Consider the following 14830-nt stretch of genomic DNA (forward strand, 5'->3'; position numbering starts at 1 on the left):
ACCCCCTCGGACTGTTTCCGGGGCTGCTGCTGGGCATCGACCCCGACGCCGACTACCCCACCGCCGAGATCTCCCTCCCACCCGGCGCCGTCCTCGCCCTCTACACCGACGGCCTCGTCGAACACCCCGGCACCGACATCGACGACGCCATCGCCGACCTCGCCGACCAGCTCGCCGCGGCAGACCCCGGAGACCTGGACGCCCTCGCCGACAACCTCATCCACCACGCCGAGCACACAGCGCCACGTCACGACGACATCGCCCTGCTCCTCATGCGCCCCCAGAACCACCCGTGACCACCGGCCCGAGCGGCCGACACCGACGAGGGCGCAGCACGAGCCGTTCCGTCGCCCGCAGGGACGGAACGGGAGAGGGCTCGCCCGCCCTCCTCGACACCGGCCTCGTCCCCTAACACGTGCGGCAGGAGTCTCCGGTTGGCAGCGGGTTGCGAGCCCTCCAGGGCTGATGACGGCGCGCGGTGCTGCGGCGGTAACTGCGGCGCACGATCCTGTGTTGCGAGCCCTCCAGGGCTGATGACGGCCCGCCAGCGGTCCGGCCGAGGCGGCGCGGCTGCTGTTGTTGCGAACCCTCCAGGGCTGATGACGGCGCGAGGGTAAGGCCGCTCTTTCAGCGCCTCCCTCGACACGGGTTCTGGGGCAGGAAGTGCAGCAATCCGTCGGTAGTGCAACGGTGCAGGTCAGAGCCCTGTCGCTTCGGCCTGCTTTCTACGGTTCGCCTCAGGTGTGTCCCCCAGCCAAACTACCCCCTCGGAGCCGTGCTTCCCACAGCGCTCGGAACACTCGCCGGCCGCACCCGACGCGTGCCCGTAAGGCCGGTCACTCACGCCATCAGGGGCATTCGGCGACCGGCCGGGGCGACTATGAGGTCGTGACGTTCAGCAGATCAGCGCTTCGATCCCGGCTCTGGCGCCAGTGACTTCCAACCCCTGTGGGTCCTGCTCAGGCCCACAAGGTAGGAGAGCCCGTCAGAGCGCGATGCTCTTCGTGCGGTCCGGTTACGAATGCTCTGATGCGCGGGCCGGACCTCACTCAGCGCGGCATGACCCCGCACTTGACGTTGCTCTTGTTGATCCACGCCCACTTGATGCTGTCACGGGTCTTCGGGCCGTACACGCCGTCCGCCGAGACCTTCGCCGCGGACTGGGCCTTCTTGAGAGCCGCGGTGGTCTTTGGGCCGAAGATGCCGTCCCGCTCGATCTTGCCGTAGTTGCAGATGGCGAGCGAGTCCTGGAGCGCCTTGACGGCCGGTCCCCTGTTGCCCTCACGCAGAATGCAGTTGTAGCTGTAGCTGCTGGTCGCGGGGATCGCCGCGCGGTAGCCGCCCTTGATGTTGAGGTAGTCGCGCTCGGAGCAGGTGGTGGCCGCGGCCGCAGTGGGCGCGGCGGCGATGGTGAGCGTCGCGGACGCGAGCATGGTCGCGGCCGTCGCGGCGAAGATCCGGAGTGAACGCACAGGAAGCTCCCGAGAAGAGTCGTGGTCTGACGGGAGCCCACTCTGCCGCCTGCCGTGAGGGCCGTGCCGATCTTGTCGGCGGAACGGGAAAGCATGGGACGTCCCAGCCCCTGACCTGCGGAGACGTGGAGCTCCGTGAGCCTTCACCGGGCCCGCTGTGGGCCGGCCGCGAAGGCCAGGACGTGTGGGACGGCCTCACGGAGGCTCTTGAAGTGCCGATGCACGCCCGCCACCGGGTCAGCGGCGTTCACGCCCCAGACCGTCATGCCGGCCCGCAGACCCGCCCGCACTCCCGACGGCGCGTCCTCGACGACCAGGCAGTCAGCCGGCTCGGCGCCCAGGCGGGCGGCGGCCCGCAGGTACGGAACGGGAGAGGGCTTGCCTTCTTCGACGGCGGCCGCGTCGACTATCACCTCCGGCAGCGGGAGCCCCGTCCGCAGGAAGCGGCCCCGTACCCGGTGTTCGTAGTTCGACGTGACCAACGCCCATGATCCGTGCGGAAGATCCTGCAGGAGCTCCGACGCACCACTGAAAGCCGCGTACACGCCGGACCAGACGTCCTCGTCCTCCAGTTCGTGCAGGGTGGCCAGACACGCGTGTGGGTCGTGGCCGGGCGCGACCTGAGCGAACGTCTCCATCGGGCGTGTCCGCAACGCAACCTGGTAGACCTCGTCCGCATCAAGCCCGTAGCGCGTAGCCCACGCGTGCCAGACCTGGCGCTGGTTGCTCACCGCGTCCATCAACGTGCCGTCAACATCGAACAGTACGTATCTTGCGCGCTTGCGTTGTGCGGATTCGCTGGTCACGCGTCGATCATGTCAGGTAGCGGCTGACGGTTTGCTGTCCTGAGGGGCAAGCCCGGAGTTACCGTCAAGGTGTCCATGTGATCGGAGGCATCAGCCCATGCGATATCGCTACGACACACCTCAGCACAGCGAGAGCAACGGTGAGCGTCTGGCCGCCCTGCGGAAGCGGCGCCGGTGGACCCAGGCGACGCTCGCACGCGAGACGGGGTACAGCCTCGCGGCGGTCCGGGCGTTCGAGCGGGGACGCCGATCGCTCGACCGTGGGTCGGTGATCCTCACCTTCGCCAAGGCTCTCGGCTGCCACCCCACGGAGATCACCGGCCAACCGCTCGCCCCCGGAGACGAGGCGAGCCAGGACGCCGCGGCGGCCGTCTCGTCAGTCCACCGGGCACTCCTCAGGCATGGAAGGCCGGCGCGGCCGACCGACGACGAGGCCGCACGGGTCGATCTGACCGGACTTCAGGGCAGAGTCCGGGAGGCGAACCGGCTGCGTTCCTCGGCGGCGCTCGCCGGCACGGCGGCCCGCCTCCCCGCGCTGCTGCGCGACGCGCAGGTGGCGGTGGAGGTGTGCGAGGCCGGCGATCGGCGCGTGGCGTACGGACTGCTTGCCAGCGCCTACGAGTGCGCGATGCAGTACCTCTACACGATGGGCCACTCGGCCGCCGCCACTCTTGCCACGGAACGGGTGCTCTGGGCTGCCGAGGCGACGGAGGATCCGCTGCGCGCGCTGGCCGCACGCTGGTACCAGGCCGGGGAGTTCCTTGCGATCGGCGAGCACGACGACGCGGCCGACATCATCGAGGAGTCACTGAAAGCCCTTGGCCCGGCCAAGGGGCCCGAAGCTCTCTCTCTGCTCGGCGCGTTCCATCTCAAGGCGGCTCTCAACGCCGCCCGTGCGGCATCTCCCGCCGTCGCGGAGGAACACATGTCCGCCGCTACCGCGGCGGCAGACCAACTCGGTGTCGACCGCAACGACTTCGAGTTGCAGTTCGGCCCGACCAACGCGGCGATCTGGTCCGTCTCACTTCCTGTTGAGATGGGTCGGGGCCGTGAGGCGGTCCGCACGGCGGAGTACGTGACCGCCGGCCTTCCCGACGATTACCCACCGGAACGCCGCTCGCACTACTTCATCGACATGGGACGCGGCCACTGGTACAACGGCGACCGCGACAAGGCGCTCGCGGCGTTCCTCGAAGCCGAGTCCATCGCTCCGACGGCGACACGGATGCACGCGGGCGTGCGGGAAACCGTGCGCACGATGATCCGGACACAACGCCGAGGACCGGTGCTGGAGTTGGGCATACGGGTCGGAGCACTCTGAGGAGGTGCTACAAGCTGTAGCACCTCCGTCACTCCCCGAGTCATGCGGTCGGTAACAGGTCGATCACCTCACCGAACTCTCAGGGAGCAGACGATGACAACCGCAAGACCACCCGCGCGTGCGCTTCGGTGGTGTGACCGGTGCGGAGACCTGACGGTCGCGGCGCGGCGTGTTCCCGGTGGCTGGGCCTGCCACCGGGCCGCCTGCGTCCGGTCCGGCGACGGGGAGGCGCGGTGGGCCTGACACGTTGCGACCGGTGCGGGGCGGAGGACAGGACGGTCCGGCTGGTCTGCCTCATCGAACAGAACACCGGGCCGGGCGGTTCCCACCGCGCCTGCGCCGGGTGTGTGCCGCACGGCTGCGGCGAGTTCGACGAGCCCACCGAGGCCGGGGCGGCGGTGACGGCCCGATGAGTCCTCGTCGTCGCCTTGTCCTCGCCCGGGGCGGCTGGCCGGTCGGTGGCCGGCCCGACCACGACCGGGCCCTCGACGGGGACGCCTCGCCCCTCGTCCGACCGTACGTCGCCGTCGACCCGTCGCCGTCGCCGCCACGTTGGGTGTCGCTGTCCGGCGGTCCACGAGGCCCCTGGGTCCTCGCCTCGGAGGTGGGCCGGTGAAGGCGAAGTTCGAGGAGCCCTGCGGCCGGCGGCGGCCGCGCTGGCAGGAGACCCCGCCCCTGGTCGCCTCCCGCCTTCCCTGTGACCTACCGGCCGGACACGACGGCCCGCACGAGGACGCGATCGGCCAGCAGTGGATCGACCTCCCTCCGGAACTCCTTCACGAGGTGACCACACTGTGCGTCATCGACCGCGTCCGACGCGCCTTCAGCGAGGAGGAACGTCCGTGACGCGCCGTCGTCGGAACCGTCGGCGGACGCGGGCGGACTCGTTGGGCGGGCAGGTCCTCTACTGCCTGCTCCTCGGAGGGCTTCTCCTCGTGATCGTCCTCGGTGTGCTCTCCTGACCGCCAGGGCAGGGAGGCGGTCGTCCAGAATCAGAACCATGGAAGCCATCCGGTTGCTGGAGTCCGCCTCCCTCCTGGTCCCGCTGGGCAGCGCCGGCGAGAACGACCTCACGGTGGACGACGTCTGGGAGTACCTGGCTCAGGACGAATGGGAAGTGGCTCTCGGTCTGTTGGAGGAACTCGGTGACGTTCGGCCGTTGCCGGCCGGCTTCTGGGAGGGCCTGGCCGCCGCTGCCGAGGAGCTGAGGCTGGAGAGGAGCGCGGCCTGGTGCCACTGGCGCGGCGCCGAGGCCCGCAGGGGCGTCATCCGGGCTGACCTCACTCTCCGCCCACCGGGCGAAGCGCGACGCAGGACGCCCTTCTCCGGCGCCGGTGTGCTGCGTCCGATGTGGGACATCGGCAATCGCACCCCGGGCGGTGAACCGGCGGTCAACATCGCGTGGCTCTGGGTGGAAGGCCAGCCCTTCATGGAACCCGGTGGGCGAGCGTCGGTGCGCCTTGCCCCACTCGACCCCGCCCAGTGGCGGCGCGTTCGGCCGGGTCAAGTGATCACCATGCACGAGGATCAGTCCGTGGCCGGCACGGCCGTTGTTCTGGAGGTTCAACAGCCTGCGCCAGCGAATCCCGCTCGATGATGCCTTTCTCCGCAGGCGAACACAGACGGAATTCGCTGTTCCGCCCCGGCTCGTGAGCCGACGGGGTGGCGTGGCGTGCACGACTTCGGCCGTCCCACGTTGCACACCGCTCGTCTGCGGCTGCGGCCCTTCGCCGACGCCGACGCGTGCGCCCTGTTCGCTGCGACGCTCTACCCACTCGATGACCGGGGGATCCTGCGCCGCGACACTTACCCAACCCGCCAGGGCTGATGACGGCGCCACAGCTGCGCGGGGCGGCCAGCCCGGTCCGCAGTTGCGAGCCCTCCAGGATGAGGCGGCGAATCTTCCGCAACGCCCGGTGCAGCCCGAGCCGCGTCAGCCGGACCTCGCCGCCGCTCACGCCATCGAGATGCCTGGCACCGAGGGGAAGAAGCGCCGACTCACGCCGTCGGCATGCGAAGCCAGCAGGGCTCGGAGGAATACGCCGGTTGCGGGCGCGAGCCCTTGGGAAATCGACACCCTGGCCGAGCCCGAACACGAACCTTAAGGATTGCTCAATAAGCGCTCCGGGACGCTCTTCTTCGCGTCGGGAACAAGTACCGTCCCTGCCATTCACCGTGACATCGGTCACGGAAACGACAACACCGAGGAGCGCTTCATGGGACGACAGCGCCTCAGATGTGGTGTGGGCCTCTCCGTGGGCCTGTGTATCACGCTGCTGACAGCCGCCTGCAGCCAGCCCGCCGAGTCGGGCAGGAGCGACACCGGCGACCCGTCGAGGATCTCCATCGCCACCGGCACCACCGCGGGTATCTACTACCCGATGGGCGGGGCGATGGCGGAGGTGATCAACCGTAAGACGAAGGGGGTGGAAGCCAGTGCCGAGACCACCGGGGGTTCGGTGCAGAACCTCCGGCTGGTCGCGGAGCGTCAGAGCGACCTGGCTATCGCCCAGAGCGACGTGGTCCATCAGGCCTATCACGGCAAGGGCGAGTTCTCGGGCAAAGCGGTCAAGACGCAAACCCTCATGGTGCTCTATCCGAACGTGTACCACGCGGTGTCCCTGCAGTCACGCCGCGGCGACCTGAACTGCTTCAGCGACATCAAGGGAAAGCGCTTCTCCGTGGGCGCTCCCGGCAGTGGCAACGAACTGGCCACCAACCTGGTCTTCGACGCACTGGGAATGTCACCCGACAAGGACATCAAACGCCAGCGCTACGCCTACGCCGAAACCGCGTCGGCACTACGCGACGGGCAGATCGACGCCGGCTCCTGGGTGGTCGGCGAAGGTCACGGGTCTCTGCGAGAGCTCGAAGCCACCGACGCCCTCCGTCTGGTCCCGATGTGTGACGACGAGGTGGCCAAGATCTCCAAGAAGTACCCGTTCTACAACAAGCACGTGATCAAGGGCGGCGTCTACAGCACGGTCAAGAAGGATGTGCCGACTCTCGCCCTGTGGAATGTCGTCTCGGTCCCGACCCACATGTCCGAGGAGCGCGGCTACGAGCTGGCACGCACGCTCTACGAGAACGTGGCCGCCCTCAACAAGGTCTACGAGGCCGGTGCCGAGTACCTCGTCCTGGAGAACCTCACGAAGAGTCCGGTTCCGCTGCATCCCGGTGTCCTCCGCTACGCGGAGGAGAAGGGAGTGAAGATCCCCGACAGGCTCCGTCCCTGACCGGAACGGTCACGCTCCCTGGGATTGGGCATCGTGCCGACACCTCCCCGCCGGCGGCGCCCCGGCTGTCGGCCCCGCGATCGGGATCGCCCTGACGCCAGCATCGGCCAGGCCACTCGCCTCGCCCGACAGTCTCCCCACTACCCCAACCCGCGACTCAGAAAGGGGTAGGGCGCCCGTTGCGGGTGTGCCGTGCGAGCTCGCACGGCACACCCGCCCCGCGCAGGCCGGGTGCCCTCAAAGCGTTATGAGACAGACCACCGCCCTGGGCCCTTCCGACGATGCGCCTCCCGTTGAGGCGTCCGATACCCGGCCGCTGTGGCACCGGCTCGCCGCGGCCCGGTGGGGCCAGAGCCGGGCTACCACCGCTGTGGGCTACGGCGTGCTTGCCCTCGCGCTCGCCCTCGGCTGCTTCCAGATCTACACCGCTCTCAGCCTGAGCCTCAACTCCTACCTGCAGCGTGTGCTGCACCTGATGTTCGTGCTGGTGCTGGTCTTCGTCACCCGCCCGGCCGGCAAGGGCCGCTGGGCACGACGGCTGCCGATGGCCGTCGTCGACGCTCTCCTCGTGCTCGCCGCGGTGACCGTGAGCCTCTATCCCGTACTGGACTACGACGGGATCGTGGCCCGCGCGGGCATACCCTCCACCGCCGACCTGGCCATGGGAACCGTGGCGATCCTGCTCCTCCTGGAGGCCTGTCGACGCGCGATCGGCACCTTCATGGCCGTGCTGGTGGCCTGCTTCCTGTGCTACGCCTGGCTCGGGCCGCTCCTGCCCGGACTTCTGTCACATCGCGGCTACACCGTCCAACGCATCGTCTCCCACACCTACCTGTTCCAGGAGGGCATCTACGGCCTCGCCCTGGGAGTCGCCGCCACCTTCGTCTTCATGTTCATCCTCTTCGGGGCGGTGCTGGAGAAGACCGGTGGCGGCAGCTTCTTCATCAACGTCGCCTACGCGCTGACCGGCAAGTACCGCGGCGGCCCCGCCAAGGGAGCGGTAGTGGCCAGCGCGCTCATGGGATCGGTGTCCGGCAGCGCGATCGCGAACACGGTCACCACCGGCTCCTTCACCATCCCGATGATGAAGAAGGCCGGCTACCGGCCGCACGAGGCCGGGGGTGTGGAGGCCGCCGCCTCCACCGGCGGCCAGCTGCTCCCACCGCTCATGGGTGCCGGCGCCTTTGTCATGGCGGAGCTGATCGGCGTGCCCTACATCGAGATCGTCAAGGTCGCGATCATCCCCGCGCTGATGTACTTCGCCGTGATCTTCCTGTTCGTCGACATCCTGGCCCGGCGGCACGGGATCAGGAGGCTGCCCGCCGAGGACCTGCCGCGGATGCGCGAGGTGATGGCGGGCGGCTTCCACTTCCTCCCTCCTCTCATTCTGCTTGTCACCCTGCTCACCCTGCACTTCACACCGCTGCTCGCGGGTCTGTACGCCACCGCCGCGCTGGCCGTGGTGGCCATGCTCCGCGCCAGCACGCGGATGAGCCTGAAGGACGTGGGGGAGGTGTTCGCCCTGGCAGCTCGCAACACGCTGTCGGTCTCCGTGGCCACCGCGGCCGCGGGTGTGGTGGTCGGAGTGGTGGGGCTGACCGGTCTGGGGCTGAAGTTCTCCAGCATGATGCTGAGTTGGGGCGGCGGCTACCTGCTGCCGACCCTGCTGCTGATCGCCGTCGCCTCGATGGTTCTCGGGATGGGGCTGCCGGTGACAGCCGCGTACATCGTGCTGATCGTGCTCGCCGGCCCGGCGCTGCTCGACCTCGGTGTTCCGCTGATCGTCGCGCACATGATCGTCTACTGGTACAGCCAGGACTCCAACGTGACACCGCCGGTGGCGCTGTCCGGTTTCGCGGCTGCGGGGATCGCCGGTTCGTCTCCGATACGGACGAGTATGGCGGCGTGGAAGTTCTCCAAGGGGCTCTACGTGATCCCGGTGCTGATGGCCTACTCGCCGCTCCTGCTCAACGGACCGGTCTCTGAGATCATTCTCGCGGTGGTGACCGGCCTCATCGGCCTGATGACCTTCGCCGTGGCCATCGAGGGTTTCTGGCTGCGCAGGACCACCGCCTTCGAGCGGCTGGCAGCGGTCGCGGCCACTGGCCTGCTGCTCACCCCCTATCTGGTGGCCGATGTGATCGGGGCGGTGCTGGCGCTGTTCGTGGTGGTGGCCCAGCTGCGCGGACCCCGGACGCCAGAGCCGGTGGCCCCCGCGTCGAAGGCAGCCTCGGCGGCCTGAGTGACCAGCCCCGCGCGGATCCGGATGTCCCCGCGTGGTCGGCTCAGGGGTGTGACGGCGGGAAGCGAACGGCCCAGGGGCCCAGGCCGCCGTCACGGAACCCGCGGGTGCCTGGATTACGCTGATACGCGTGGGCCGCGTGAGCGTGCGCCGCAGCGGGCTTCGCAGTCGGTGACGCTTGTTGTGTCCAGGGAGGTCTCCATGCCGGTGGCACGCCTGCTCGCCGTTGCCGTCGCCCTGACGATGGTGCTGCTGACGGGGTGCGCCGGAAGCGACGAACCGCCTCGGCCTGCCGGGGAGATCAGCGTGGCCACCGGTAACCGGGGTGGCGTCTACGCGGCGTACGGCGCTCGGTACGCCGAACTTGTCGAGCGGCGGCTGCCCGGCGCGACCGCCCCGGTCCTGTACACGGGCGGCAGTGTCGACAATCTGCGCCGGGTGGCCACAGGCGAGGCGGAGGTGGCCTTCACGCTGGCCGATTCCGCCGCGGACGCCGTTGAGGGGCTGGCGCCGTTCAGCGGGCCGATGCCCGTGGTGGCGCTGGCCGCGCTGTACGACAACTACGTGCAGCTTGTGGTCCCTTCCGACAGCCCGGTGCGCAACGTGACGGATCTTCGCGGGCGGCGGGTGTCCCTGGGGGCTGTGGACTCGGGGACCGCGGTCATCGCCGAGCGGATTCTGGGCGTGGCGGGACTCTCCCCGGACAGCGACGTGGCCGCCGAGCGCCTCGACGTGGGCGATTCGGCGTCCGCCCTGGCCGACGGGCGGATCGACGCGTTCTTCTGGAGCGGCGGCCTGCCCACGGCTGCGATCACGAAGCTGCGCCGAACGACGCCCATCCGCTTGGTTGATCTCGGCGACGTGGTCGGCGCCCTCACTCGGTCCTACGGTGAGCTGTACACGGAGACCACCGTGCCCGCCGTCGTCTACGGGGCGCGGAGCGCCGTGACCACGGTCAGCGTGCCGAACTTCCTGGTAGTGCGCTCGGACATGCCGGACGCTGAGGCGTACTGGCTGACTCGGCTGCTGTTCGAGGGGCAGCGGGAGCTCATCCGCGCCCACCCGGAGGCCCGTCGGCTCGATCGCCGTACGGCGATCGCCACCTACCCACTTGACCTGCACCCGGGCGCGGAGCGCTGGTACCGGGAGTCCCGGCCCTGACGCGTCTGCGACGGTTCAGGTCGTCGTGCCCAAGGTCGCGGGCACGGCCGGCAGCCGCACGGTTGCGGCGAGGCCGTGCGGCTCCGCCGCAGCCAGGCGTAGCTCGCCGCCGCCCGCTTCGACCACGAGGCGTGTGAGGGCGAGCCCGAGGCCCGTGCCCCGGACGTTCTGGTGACGGGGGCTGCGCCAGAACCGGCCGCCCGCCTGGGCCATCTCCTCGGCCGTCAGCCCGGCGCCGCGGTCGCGCACCGTCACCTCCACCATGTCGCCGTCCCGCCCCCCGCCCGCGTCCTCACGTCCGTCGTTGCTGTCGCGGCCCGGGGCACGGGCGACCGACACGCTCACCGGGGTGCCGTCGCCGAACTTGAGTGCGTTGTCGAGCAGGGTGTCCAGCGCCTGGTCGAGGCAGTCGGGCAGGGACAGCGCCCGCACTCCGCCCGGAGCCCGGATCTCGAGCGGGACCCCCTCCGCCTCGTAGGCCGTCCGCCAGGCGTCGACGCGATGCGTGACCACGGCTGTGACGTCGACGGGCACAGGCTCGCCCTCGGACGCCTCGGCCCTGGCCATCCGCAGCAGCCCGTCGAGGATCTCGCCGAACCTGTCGGCCTCCTCCGCGGCGATGTGCAGCTCGTGCAGGCCACGGTCGTCGTTCACGTACTCCTCGAGGTTCTCCACCCGCAACCGGAGGGCGGTCAGCGGGTTGCGCAGTTGGTGGGAGGCCTGTGCGACGAACGCACGTTGCTGTTCCTGCGAGGCGTGCATGCTGTCCGCCATCGCGTTGAAGCTGTTGGCGAGGCGGCGCAGTTCCGGGGCGCCCGTCCGCTCCGAGACTCTGGTCTTCAGCCGTCCGAGAGCGACCTCGTGTGTGGCTCTGTCCAGCTCGTGGACAGGGCGGAGGACCCACCTGACCATCGGGGCCGCGACGGCGAGCAGTGCGGCGAGGAGTGCGGCGAGGCTGCCCACAGCGACAAGGGTCAGGTGGTCGGCGACCTCGGACCGGGCCCGGTCGGTGGGCGAGATGACGACCACGGCGCCCAGTACCCTGCCATCTCGCTTGACCGGCTCGGCCAGGATGAAGGGGCGGTCGTCCCACGGCCAGACCAGACTCGGCTGCCCTGCCGGGCGGTCCGCGAGGGCGCGCAGCAGTACCGCGCGGACCTGCGGCTCCTCCAGGTCGACGGGGCGGGGAGCGACGACGATCTCGCTGTCCGCGTCGACGACGGCGACCTGCGAGTCGTACAGGGCGGTGTAGCGGTCGGCGGCGGCCTCAAGACGGTCGGTCCGCCCCGACTCAAGCGCGGTGGAGGCCATGTCGGCGAACCACGCGCCGTCTTCGACGCGCCCGATGAACGCGCTCTGGATCGTGTGCTCCGCCGTGGCACGGACCAGGGGGACGCTGAGCGCCAGGATGAGGCCCGTGACCAGGGCCAGAACGATGACGAGGAGTCGGCGGCGCATTGGTGGTCGGTGGGCTCAGGCATCGGCCGCGGCAGGCGGCGAGGCAGAGGTCGACTGCTCGGAGCGTGAGACCCGCGGCGCCTCCGGTGCGGTGTCCGGGACCGTCCGGTCGGTGGCCGCGAGGCGGTAGCCCACGCCACGAACCGTCCGCACCGCACTTCCGGCCCGTCCCAACTTCCCGCGCAGGTTGGCCATGTGCACGTCGAGCGTGCGCGACATGCCGGCGTACGTCGTGTGCCATACCTCGACGATGATGCGGTCCCGGGGCACGGCACCGCCCTCGGCGCGCACCAGCACGGCCAGCACGTCGAACTCCTTACGGGTCAGCGGGACCGGCTGCCCGTCCAGAGTGACCGTGCGCCGCCGAAGGTCGATCTCGAGTCCGTCGACGGTGACGAGGCGGTCCTCGGCGGCGCGCCGGGGCATACTGCGCCGCAGCACCGCCTCGATGCGGGCGAGTAGCTCGGCGGCGCTGAAAGGCTTCACCACGTAGTCGTCGGCGCCGCTGCGTAGACCTCGCACTCGGTCAGGTTCGCCACCCCGCGCGGTCACCGCGATGACCGGAACCGAGCCGCGGGCACGCAGCTGCCGGCACACCTCGATGCCGTCCCGGTCCGGTAGACCCAGGTCAAGCAGGACCAGGTCGACGGCGGGCGCGGCAAGCGCGTCTGCGGCGTTGCCCGCGCGCACCACCTCGTACCCGTTGCGACGCAGTGAGCCCGTCAGTGCGTCGGCGACCCGGTTGTCGTCTTCGACAAGGAGTATGCGCACAGAGCCTCCCGGTTCCCGCGAACCGGACCTCGGGTCCCCGCCGAAGCGCAAGGGAGCGGGCAGGGTGTGTCCGGCAGCCATGGAGAGCATAGAAGTGATCTCCGTCACTCAATCCTAAACGTATGTTAAGAGCCCGGGCGTTCCCTGTTGCCCGCGCGTAACGGCTGCCACGGTTGCTGGAGAGCAACCGGTACCAGGAGATGGTCGAGATGAGCGTGGCAACAGTGCCGTCCGAGCCTCGACGGCGAACAGCCAGCACACCGGTCACACCACGGGACGGCGCGAGCACCGGCCGCCCTGCCTCCCCGGCGGCGCGGAACAGTCACCGGCGAGGAGAGCGGCGAGGAGCACACACGACGGACGTCTACGCACAGCCGCTGTTGCACGACTTCACGGTCCCCGAGAAGGACCCGGCAGCCGTACCCGAGGCCCGCCGGCTCCTGCTGTCGGTGGTCAGCGCCTGGCAGCTGCCGCTCGCGGCCGATACGCTGCACGACCTCGAACTGCTGTCAGGTGAAGCCATCGCCAACGCGGTACTCCACACCAGCGAACCGTGCTCGGTCAGGGTGCGCTGGACGGGCACGCTGCTGCGGGTAGAGGTGACCGACGCGACGCCGGGGCAACCCACCCAGCCCGACCAGGAACCCTATGCCGAGAGCGGTCGGGGCCTGCTCCTGATCGCATCCCTGGCAGCGAACTGGGGCTGTGCGCGTACCGCCGCCGGCAAGACGATCTGGTTCGAGGTCACACCCGCGGACCCCGCCACAGGCCGGACCAGCTGACCTCGAGACCGCGGCCAGGACAGCGCGTTCGGCCCGGTCAAGTGATCACCATGCACGAGGATCAGTCCGTGGCCGGCACGGCGGTGGTTCGGGAGGTCCAGCCGCCTGCGGCACCGGACGCCATTGAGCGAGGCGTCTCCGCAGCCGAGCACGGAGGAAATGCGATGCATTCCAGCCCCACGAGGCCGCAGGATGGGCGCATGACGCTGACCGCCCCCACTCTGCACACCGCTCGGCTTCGCCTGCGGCCCTTCGCCGACACCGACGCGGACGCCCTGTTCACGATGCACAGCAGCACCTCCGTGATGCGTTACTGGGACTCCCCGGCGTGGAAGGAGCGGGACCGGGCCGATCGTTTCCTCGCGGTGTGCCGGAGGATCGCGGACGAGGGCACCGGGGCGCGGGTGGCCATCGACCGTGCTTCTGACGGGGCCTTCGTCGGCTGGTGTGCGCTGAGCAGTTGGAACCCGGAGTACCGCAGCGCGTCGCTGGGCTACTGCCTCGACGAGGCGACATGGGGCCACGGCTACGCGACCGAGGCCGTGCACGGCCTGCTGCGGTGGGCGTTCGACACGCTGGACCTGAATCGCGTCCAGGCCGAGGCCGATACGCGCAACGTGGCGTCCGCACGAGTGCTGGAGAAGGTGGGATTCGTGCGTGAGGGTACGCTGCGGGAGGACTGCGTCGTGGACGGCGAGGTGTCCGACTCGTGGGTGTTCGGCTTGCTCAGGCGGGACTGGCGACCGTCGGCCACCCCGATCCCAAGTCGCTGACGTGGGCGTCACTTCGCGGGAGGGGTGCATGGCAAAGCCCAGCTGGCAGCTCAGGAGGAACGGGCGTCTGGTAGGGACGTTGACCCTCACCGAAGTCGACATGTTCTGGTCCGACTGTCGCTTTGAGCCCGCAGCGGCCTGGGAGGAGCTCGCCCCGCTGTTCGCGGCCTCGCGCGATGCGTGGCGGCGGGGTGACAAGGACGCCGCCCTGGCCGCGGACGAAGCGATCCATGAGCAGGGTCTCGTTCTGTTTCCGGACGATGGCGGTGCGCCGATCGAGGAGTTCCTCATACGGATCAACGGCGAGGACGCCCGGTTCCGGTACTGACGCCGCGCACGAGCTTCGGGTGTGGAGGTCCGGCCGGCTCAGAACCTGCCGGTGGCGAGCATGTTGCCGTCCGCGCTGTAGACCGTGACCGTGCCGTTGTCCGCCTCGTAGCAGGAGGCGAAGGCGCCGGCGATCAGTCTGGCCTGTCCGACGCTGGGGCCGACCCTGCCTCCCGGCAGGTCGGTGAAGACCTCGGCCACTGGGTTCTCCCCGTCGAGGTCGCGGCTTCCGGTGACCGCGGTGACGCGTCGCAGCGCCATCTTCTCCGGATCGGTGCCGTTCTCCTCCACGCACTCCCTGAACTCGGCCGCCTCTTCGCGGGCCTCCGGGCCTTCCGGTTCCTCGACGCCCGGGTCGGCGTGCCGATGCTCACCAAGATGGGCCTCGCCGCCGCCGCGACCGTCGCCATCGCCGTCCTCGTCGCCGTCACCCTCGTCCCGGCCGTGCTCGGCTTCGCCGGCGACCGGGTACTCGGCCGCC

Annotated in this window: 17 protein-coding genes and 1 pseudogene; 13 read left to right on the plus strand and 5 right to left on the minus strand. The window is 69.8% G+C overall.

Annotated elements, in window-relative coordinates:
• A partial coding sequence (locus GL263_RS09425; protein WP_182855146.1) for a SpoIIE family protein phosphatase occupies window positions 1-296 on the plus strand: 296 nt, incomplete at its 5' end.
• A 753-nt stretch (window positions 297-1049) separates the two neighbouring features.
• Here the strand turns inward: GL263_RS09425 and GL263_RS09430 are convergent.
• Together GL263_RS09430 and GL263_RS09435 are read right to left on the minus strand one after the other, a co-directional pair.
• Window positions 1050-1472: a peptidoglycan-binding domain-containing protein gene (locus GL263_RS09430; protein ID WP_182855147.1), complete on the minus strand. Its 423-nt coding sequence runs from the start codon at window positions 1470-1472 to the stop codon at window positions 1050-1052.
• 143 nt (window positions 1473-1615) lie between these two features.
• Window positions 1616-2278 (minus strand): HAD family hydrolase, encoded by a 663-nt coding sequence (locus GL263_RS09435; RefSeq protein ID WP_182855148.1) that lies wholly within the window; start codon window positions 2276-2278, stop codon window positions 1616-1618.
• Between the two features lie 97 nt (window positions 2279-2375).
• Here GL263_RS09435 and GL263_RS09440 point away from each other — a divergent pair, with 97 nt between their 5' ends.
• The 8 genes from GL263_RS09440 (at window position 2376) to GL263_RS09475 (ending at window position 10238) form a co-directional block, all read left to right on the plus strand.
• Window positions 2376-3599, plus strand: coding sequence for a helix-turn-helix domain-containing protein (locus GL263_RS09440; protein ID WP_182855149.1), 1224 nt, complete (start codon window positions 2376-2378; stop codon window positions 3597-3599).
• A gap of 233 nt (window positions 3600-3832) precedes the next feature.
• Window positions 3833-4012 (plus strand): hypothetical protein, encoded by a 180-nt coding sequence (locus GL263_RS09445; protein WP_182855150.1) that lies wholly within the window; start codon window positions 3833-3835, stop codon window positions 4010-4012.
• Window positions 4009-4215, plus strand: a complete 207-nt coding sequence (locus GL263_RS09450) for a hypothetical protein (protein WP_182855151.1) — start codon at window positions 4009-4011, stop codon at window positions 4213-4215. The genes GL263_RS09445 and GL263_RS09450 overlap by 4 nt, the downstream gene beginning before the upstream one ends.
• Window positions 4212-4445 (plus strand): hypothetical protein, encoded by a 234-nt coding sequence (locus GL263_RS09455; protein ID WP_182855152.1) that lies wholly within the window; start codon window positions 4212-4214, stop codon window positions 4443-4445. The genes GL263_RS09450 and GL263_RS09455 overlap by 4 nt, the downstream gene beginning before the upstream one ends.
• Before the next feature lie 154 nt (window positions 4446-4599).
• Window positions 4600-5196 (plus strand): hypothetical protein, encoded by a 597-nt coding sequence (locus GL263_RS09460; protein ID WP_182855153.1) that lies wholly within the window; start codon window positions 4600-4602, stop codon window positions 5194-5196.
• 619 nt (window positions 5197-5815) lie between these two features.
• Window positions 5816-6835, plus strand: coding sequence for a TAXI family TRAP transporter solute-binding subunit (locus tag GL263_RS09465; RefSeq protein ID WP_182855154.1), 1020 nt, complete (start codon window positions 5816-5818; stop codon window positions 6833-6835).
• Between the two features lie 370 nt (window positions 6836-7205).
• Window positions 7206-9077, plus strand: a complete 1872-nt coding sequence (locus GL263_RS09470; RefSeq protein WP_323379316.1) for a TRAP transporter permease — start codon at window positions 7206-7208, stop codon at window positions 9075-9077.
• A 201-nt stretch (window positions 9078-9278) separates the two neighbouring features.
• Entirely contained in the window at window positions 9279-10238 is a 960-nt protein-coding gene (locus GL263_RS09475; protein ID WP_182855156.1) for a TAXI family TRAP transporter solute-binding subunit, read from the plus strand.
• A 15-nt stretch (window positions 10239-10253) separates the two neighbouring features.
• Here the strand turns inward: GL263_RS09475 and GL263_RS09480 are convergent, their stop codons facing one another.
• Entirely contained in the window at window positions 10254-11696 is a 1443-nt protein-coding gene (locus GL263_RS09480) for a sensor histidine kinase (RefSeq protein WP_182855157.1), read from the minus strand.
• A gap of 15 nt (window positions 11697-11711) precedes the next feature.
• Window positions 11712-12467 (minus strand): response regulator transcription factor, encoded by a 756-nt coding sequence (locus GL263_RS09485; protein ID WP_323379317.1) that lies wholly within the window; start codon window positions 12465-12467, stop codon window positions 11712-11714.
• Between the two features lie 380 nt (window positions 12468-12847).
• Between GL263_RS09485 and GL263_RS09490 the strand changes: the two genes are divergently transcribed.
• From GL263_RS09490 to GL263_RS09500, 3 genes are all read left to right on the plus strand, one after another.
• Window positions 12848-13249 (plus strand): ATP-binding protein, encoded by a 402-nt coding sequence (locus GL263_RS09490; protein WP_182855159.1) that lies wholly within the window; start codon window positions 12848-12850, stop codon window positions 13247-13249.
• Between the two features lie 200 nt (window positions 13250-13449).
• Complete coding sequence (locus GL263_RS09495; protein ID WP_182855160.1) at window positions 13450-14022, plus strand: GNAT family N-acetyltransferase; 573 nt, start codon at window positions 13450-13452, stop codon at window positions 14020-14022.
• A gap of 28 nt (window positions 14023-14050) precedes the next feature.
• Window positions 14051-14350: a hypothetical protein gene (locus tag GL263_RS09500; protein WP_182855161.1), complete on the plus strand. Its 300-nt coding sequence runs from the start codon at window positions 14051-14053 to the stop codon at window positions 14348-14350.
• 38 nt (window positions 14351-14388) lie between these two features.
• Here GL263_RS09500 and GL263_RS09505 read toward each other — a convergent pair whose 3' ends face one another.
• Complete coding sequence (locus tag GL263_RS09505; RefSeq protein WP_182855162.1) at window positions 14389-14640, minus strand: hypothetical protein; 252 nt, start codon at window positions 14638-14640, stop codon at window positions 14389-14391.
• Between the two features lie 63 nt (window positions 14641-14703).
• Here GL263_RS09505 and GL263_RS09510 point away from each other — a divergent pair.
• A pseudogene (locus tag GL263_RS09510) lies at window positions 14704-14830 on the plus strand (MMPL family transporter); the annotation flags it as partial.

The organism is Streptomyces durbertensis (genome assembly GCF_014156695.1).
In the GTDB taxonomy this organism is placed as follows: Bacteria; Actinomycetota; Actinomycetes; order Streptomycetales; family Streptomycetaceae; genus Streptomyces; species Streptomyces durbertensis.

Excerpts from the sequence above, each read along its gene's own strand:
- GL263_RS09465 (WP_182855154.1), top strand. The coding sequence starts at position 5,816 with ATGGGACGACAGCGCCTCAGATGTGGTGTGGGCCTCTCCGTGGGCCTG.
- GL263_RS09460 (WP_182855153.1), top strand. The coding sequence starts at position 4,600 with ATGGAAGCCATCCGGTTGCTGGAGTCCGCCTCCCTCCTGGTCCCGCTG.
- GL263_RS09440 (WP_182855149.1), top strand. The coding sequence starts at position 2,376 with ATGCGATATCGCTACGACACACCTCAGCACAGCGAGAGCAACGGTGAG.
- GL263_RS09450 (WP_182855151.1), top strand. The coding sequence starts at position 4,009 with ATGAGTCCTCGTCGTCGCCTTGTCCTCGCCCGGGGCGGCTGGCCGGTC.
- GL263_RS09500 (WP_182855161.1), top strand. The coding sequence starts at position 14,051 with ATGGCAAAGCCCAGCTGGCAGCTCAGGAGGAACGGGCGTCTGGTAGGG.
- GL263_RS09475 (WP_182855156.1), top strand. The coding sequence starts at position 9,279 with ATGCCGGTGGCACGCCTGCTCGCCGTTGCCGTCGCCCTGACGATGGTG.
- GL263_RS09495 (WP_182855160.1), top strand. The coding sequence starts at position 13,450 with ATGACGCTGACCGCCCCCACTCTGCACACCGCTCGGCTTCGCCTGCGG.
- GL263_RS09480 (WP_182855157.1), bottom strand. The coding sequence starts at position 11,696 with ATGCGCCGCCGACTCCTCGTCATCGTTCTGGCCCTGGTCACGGGCCTC.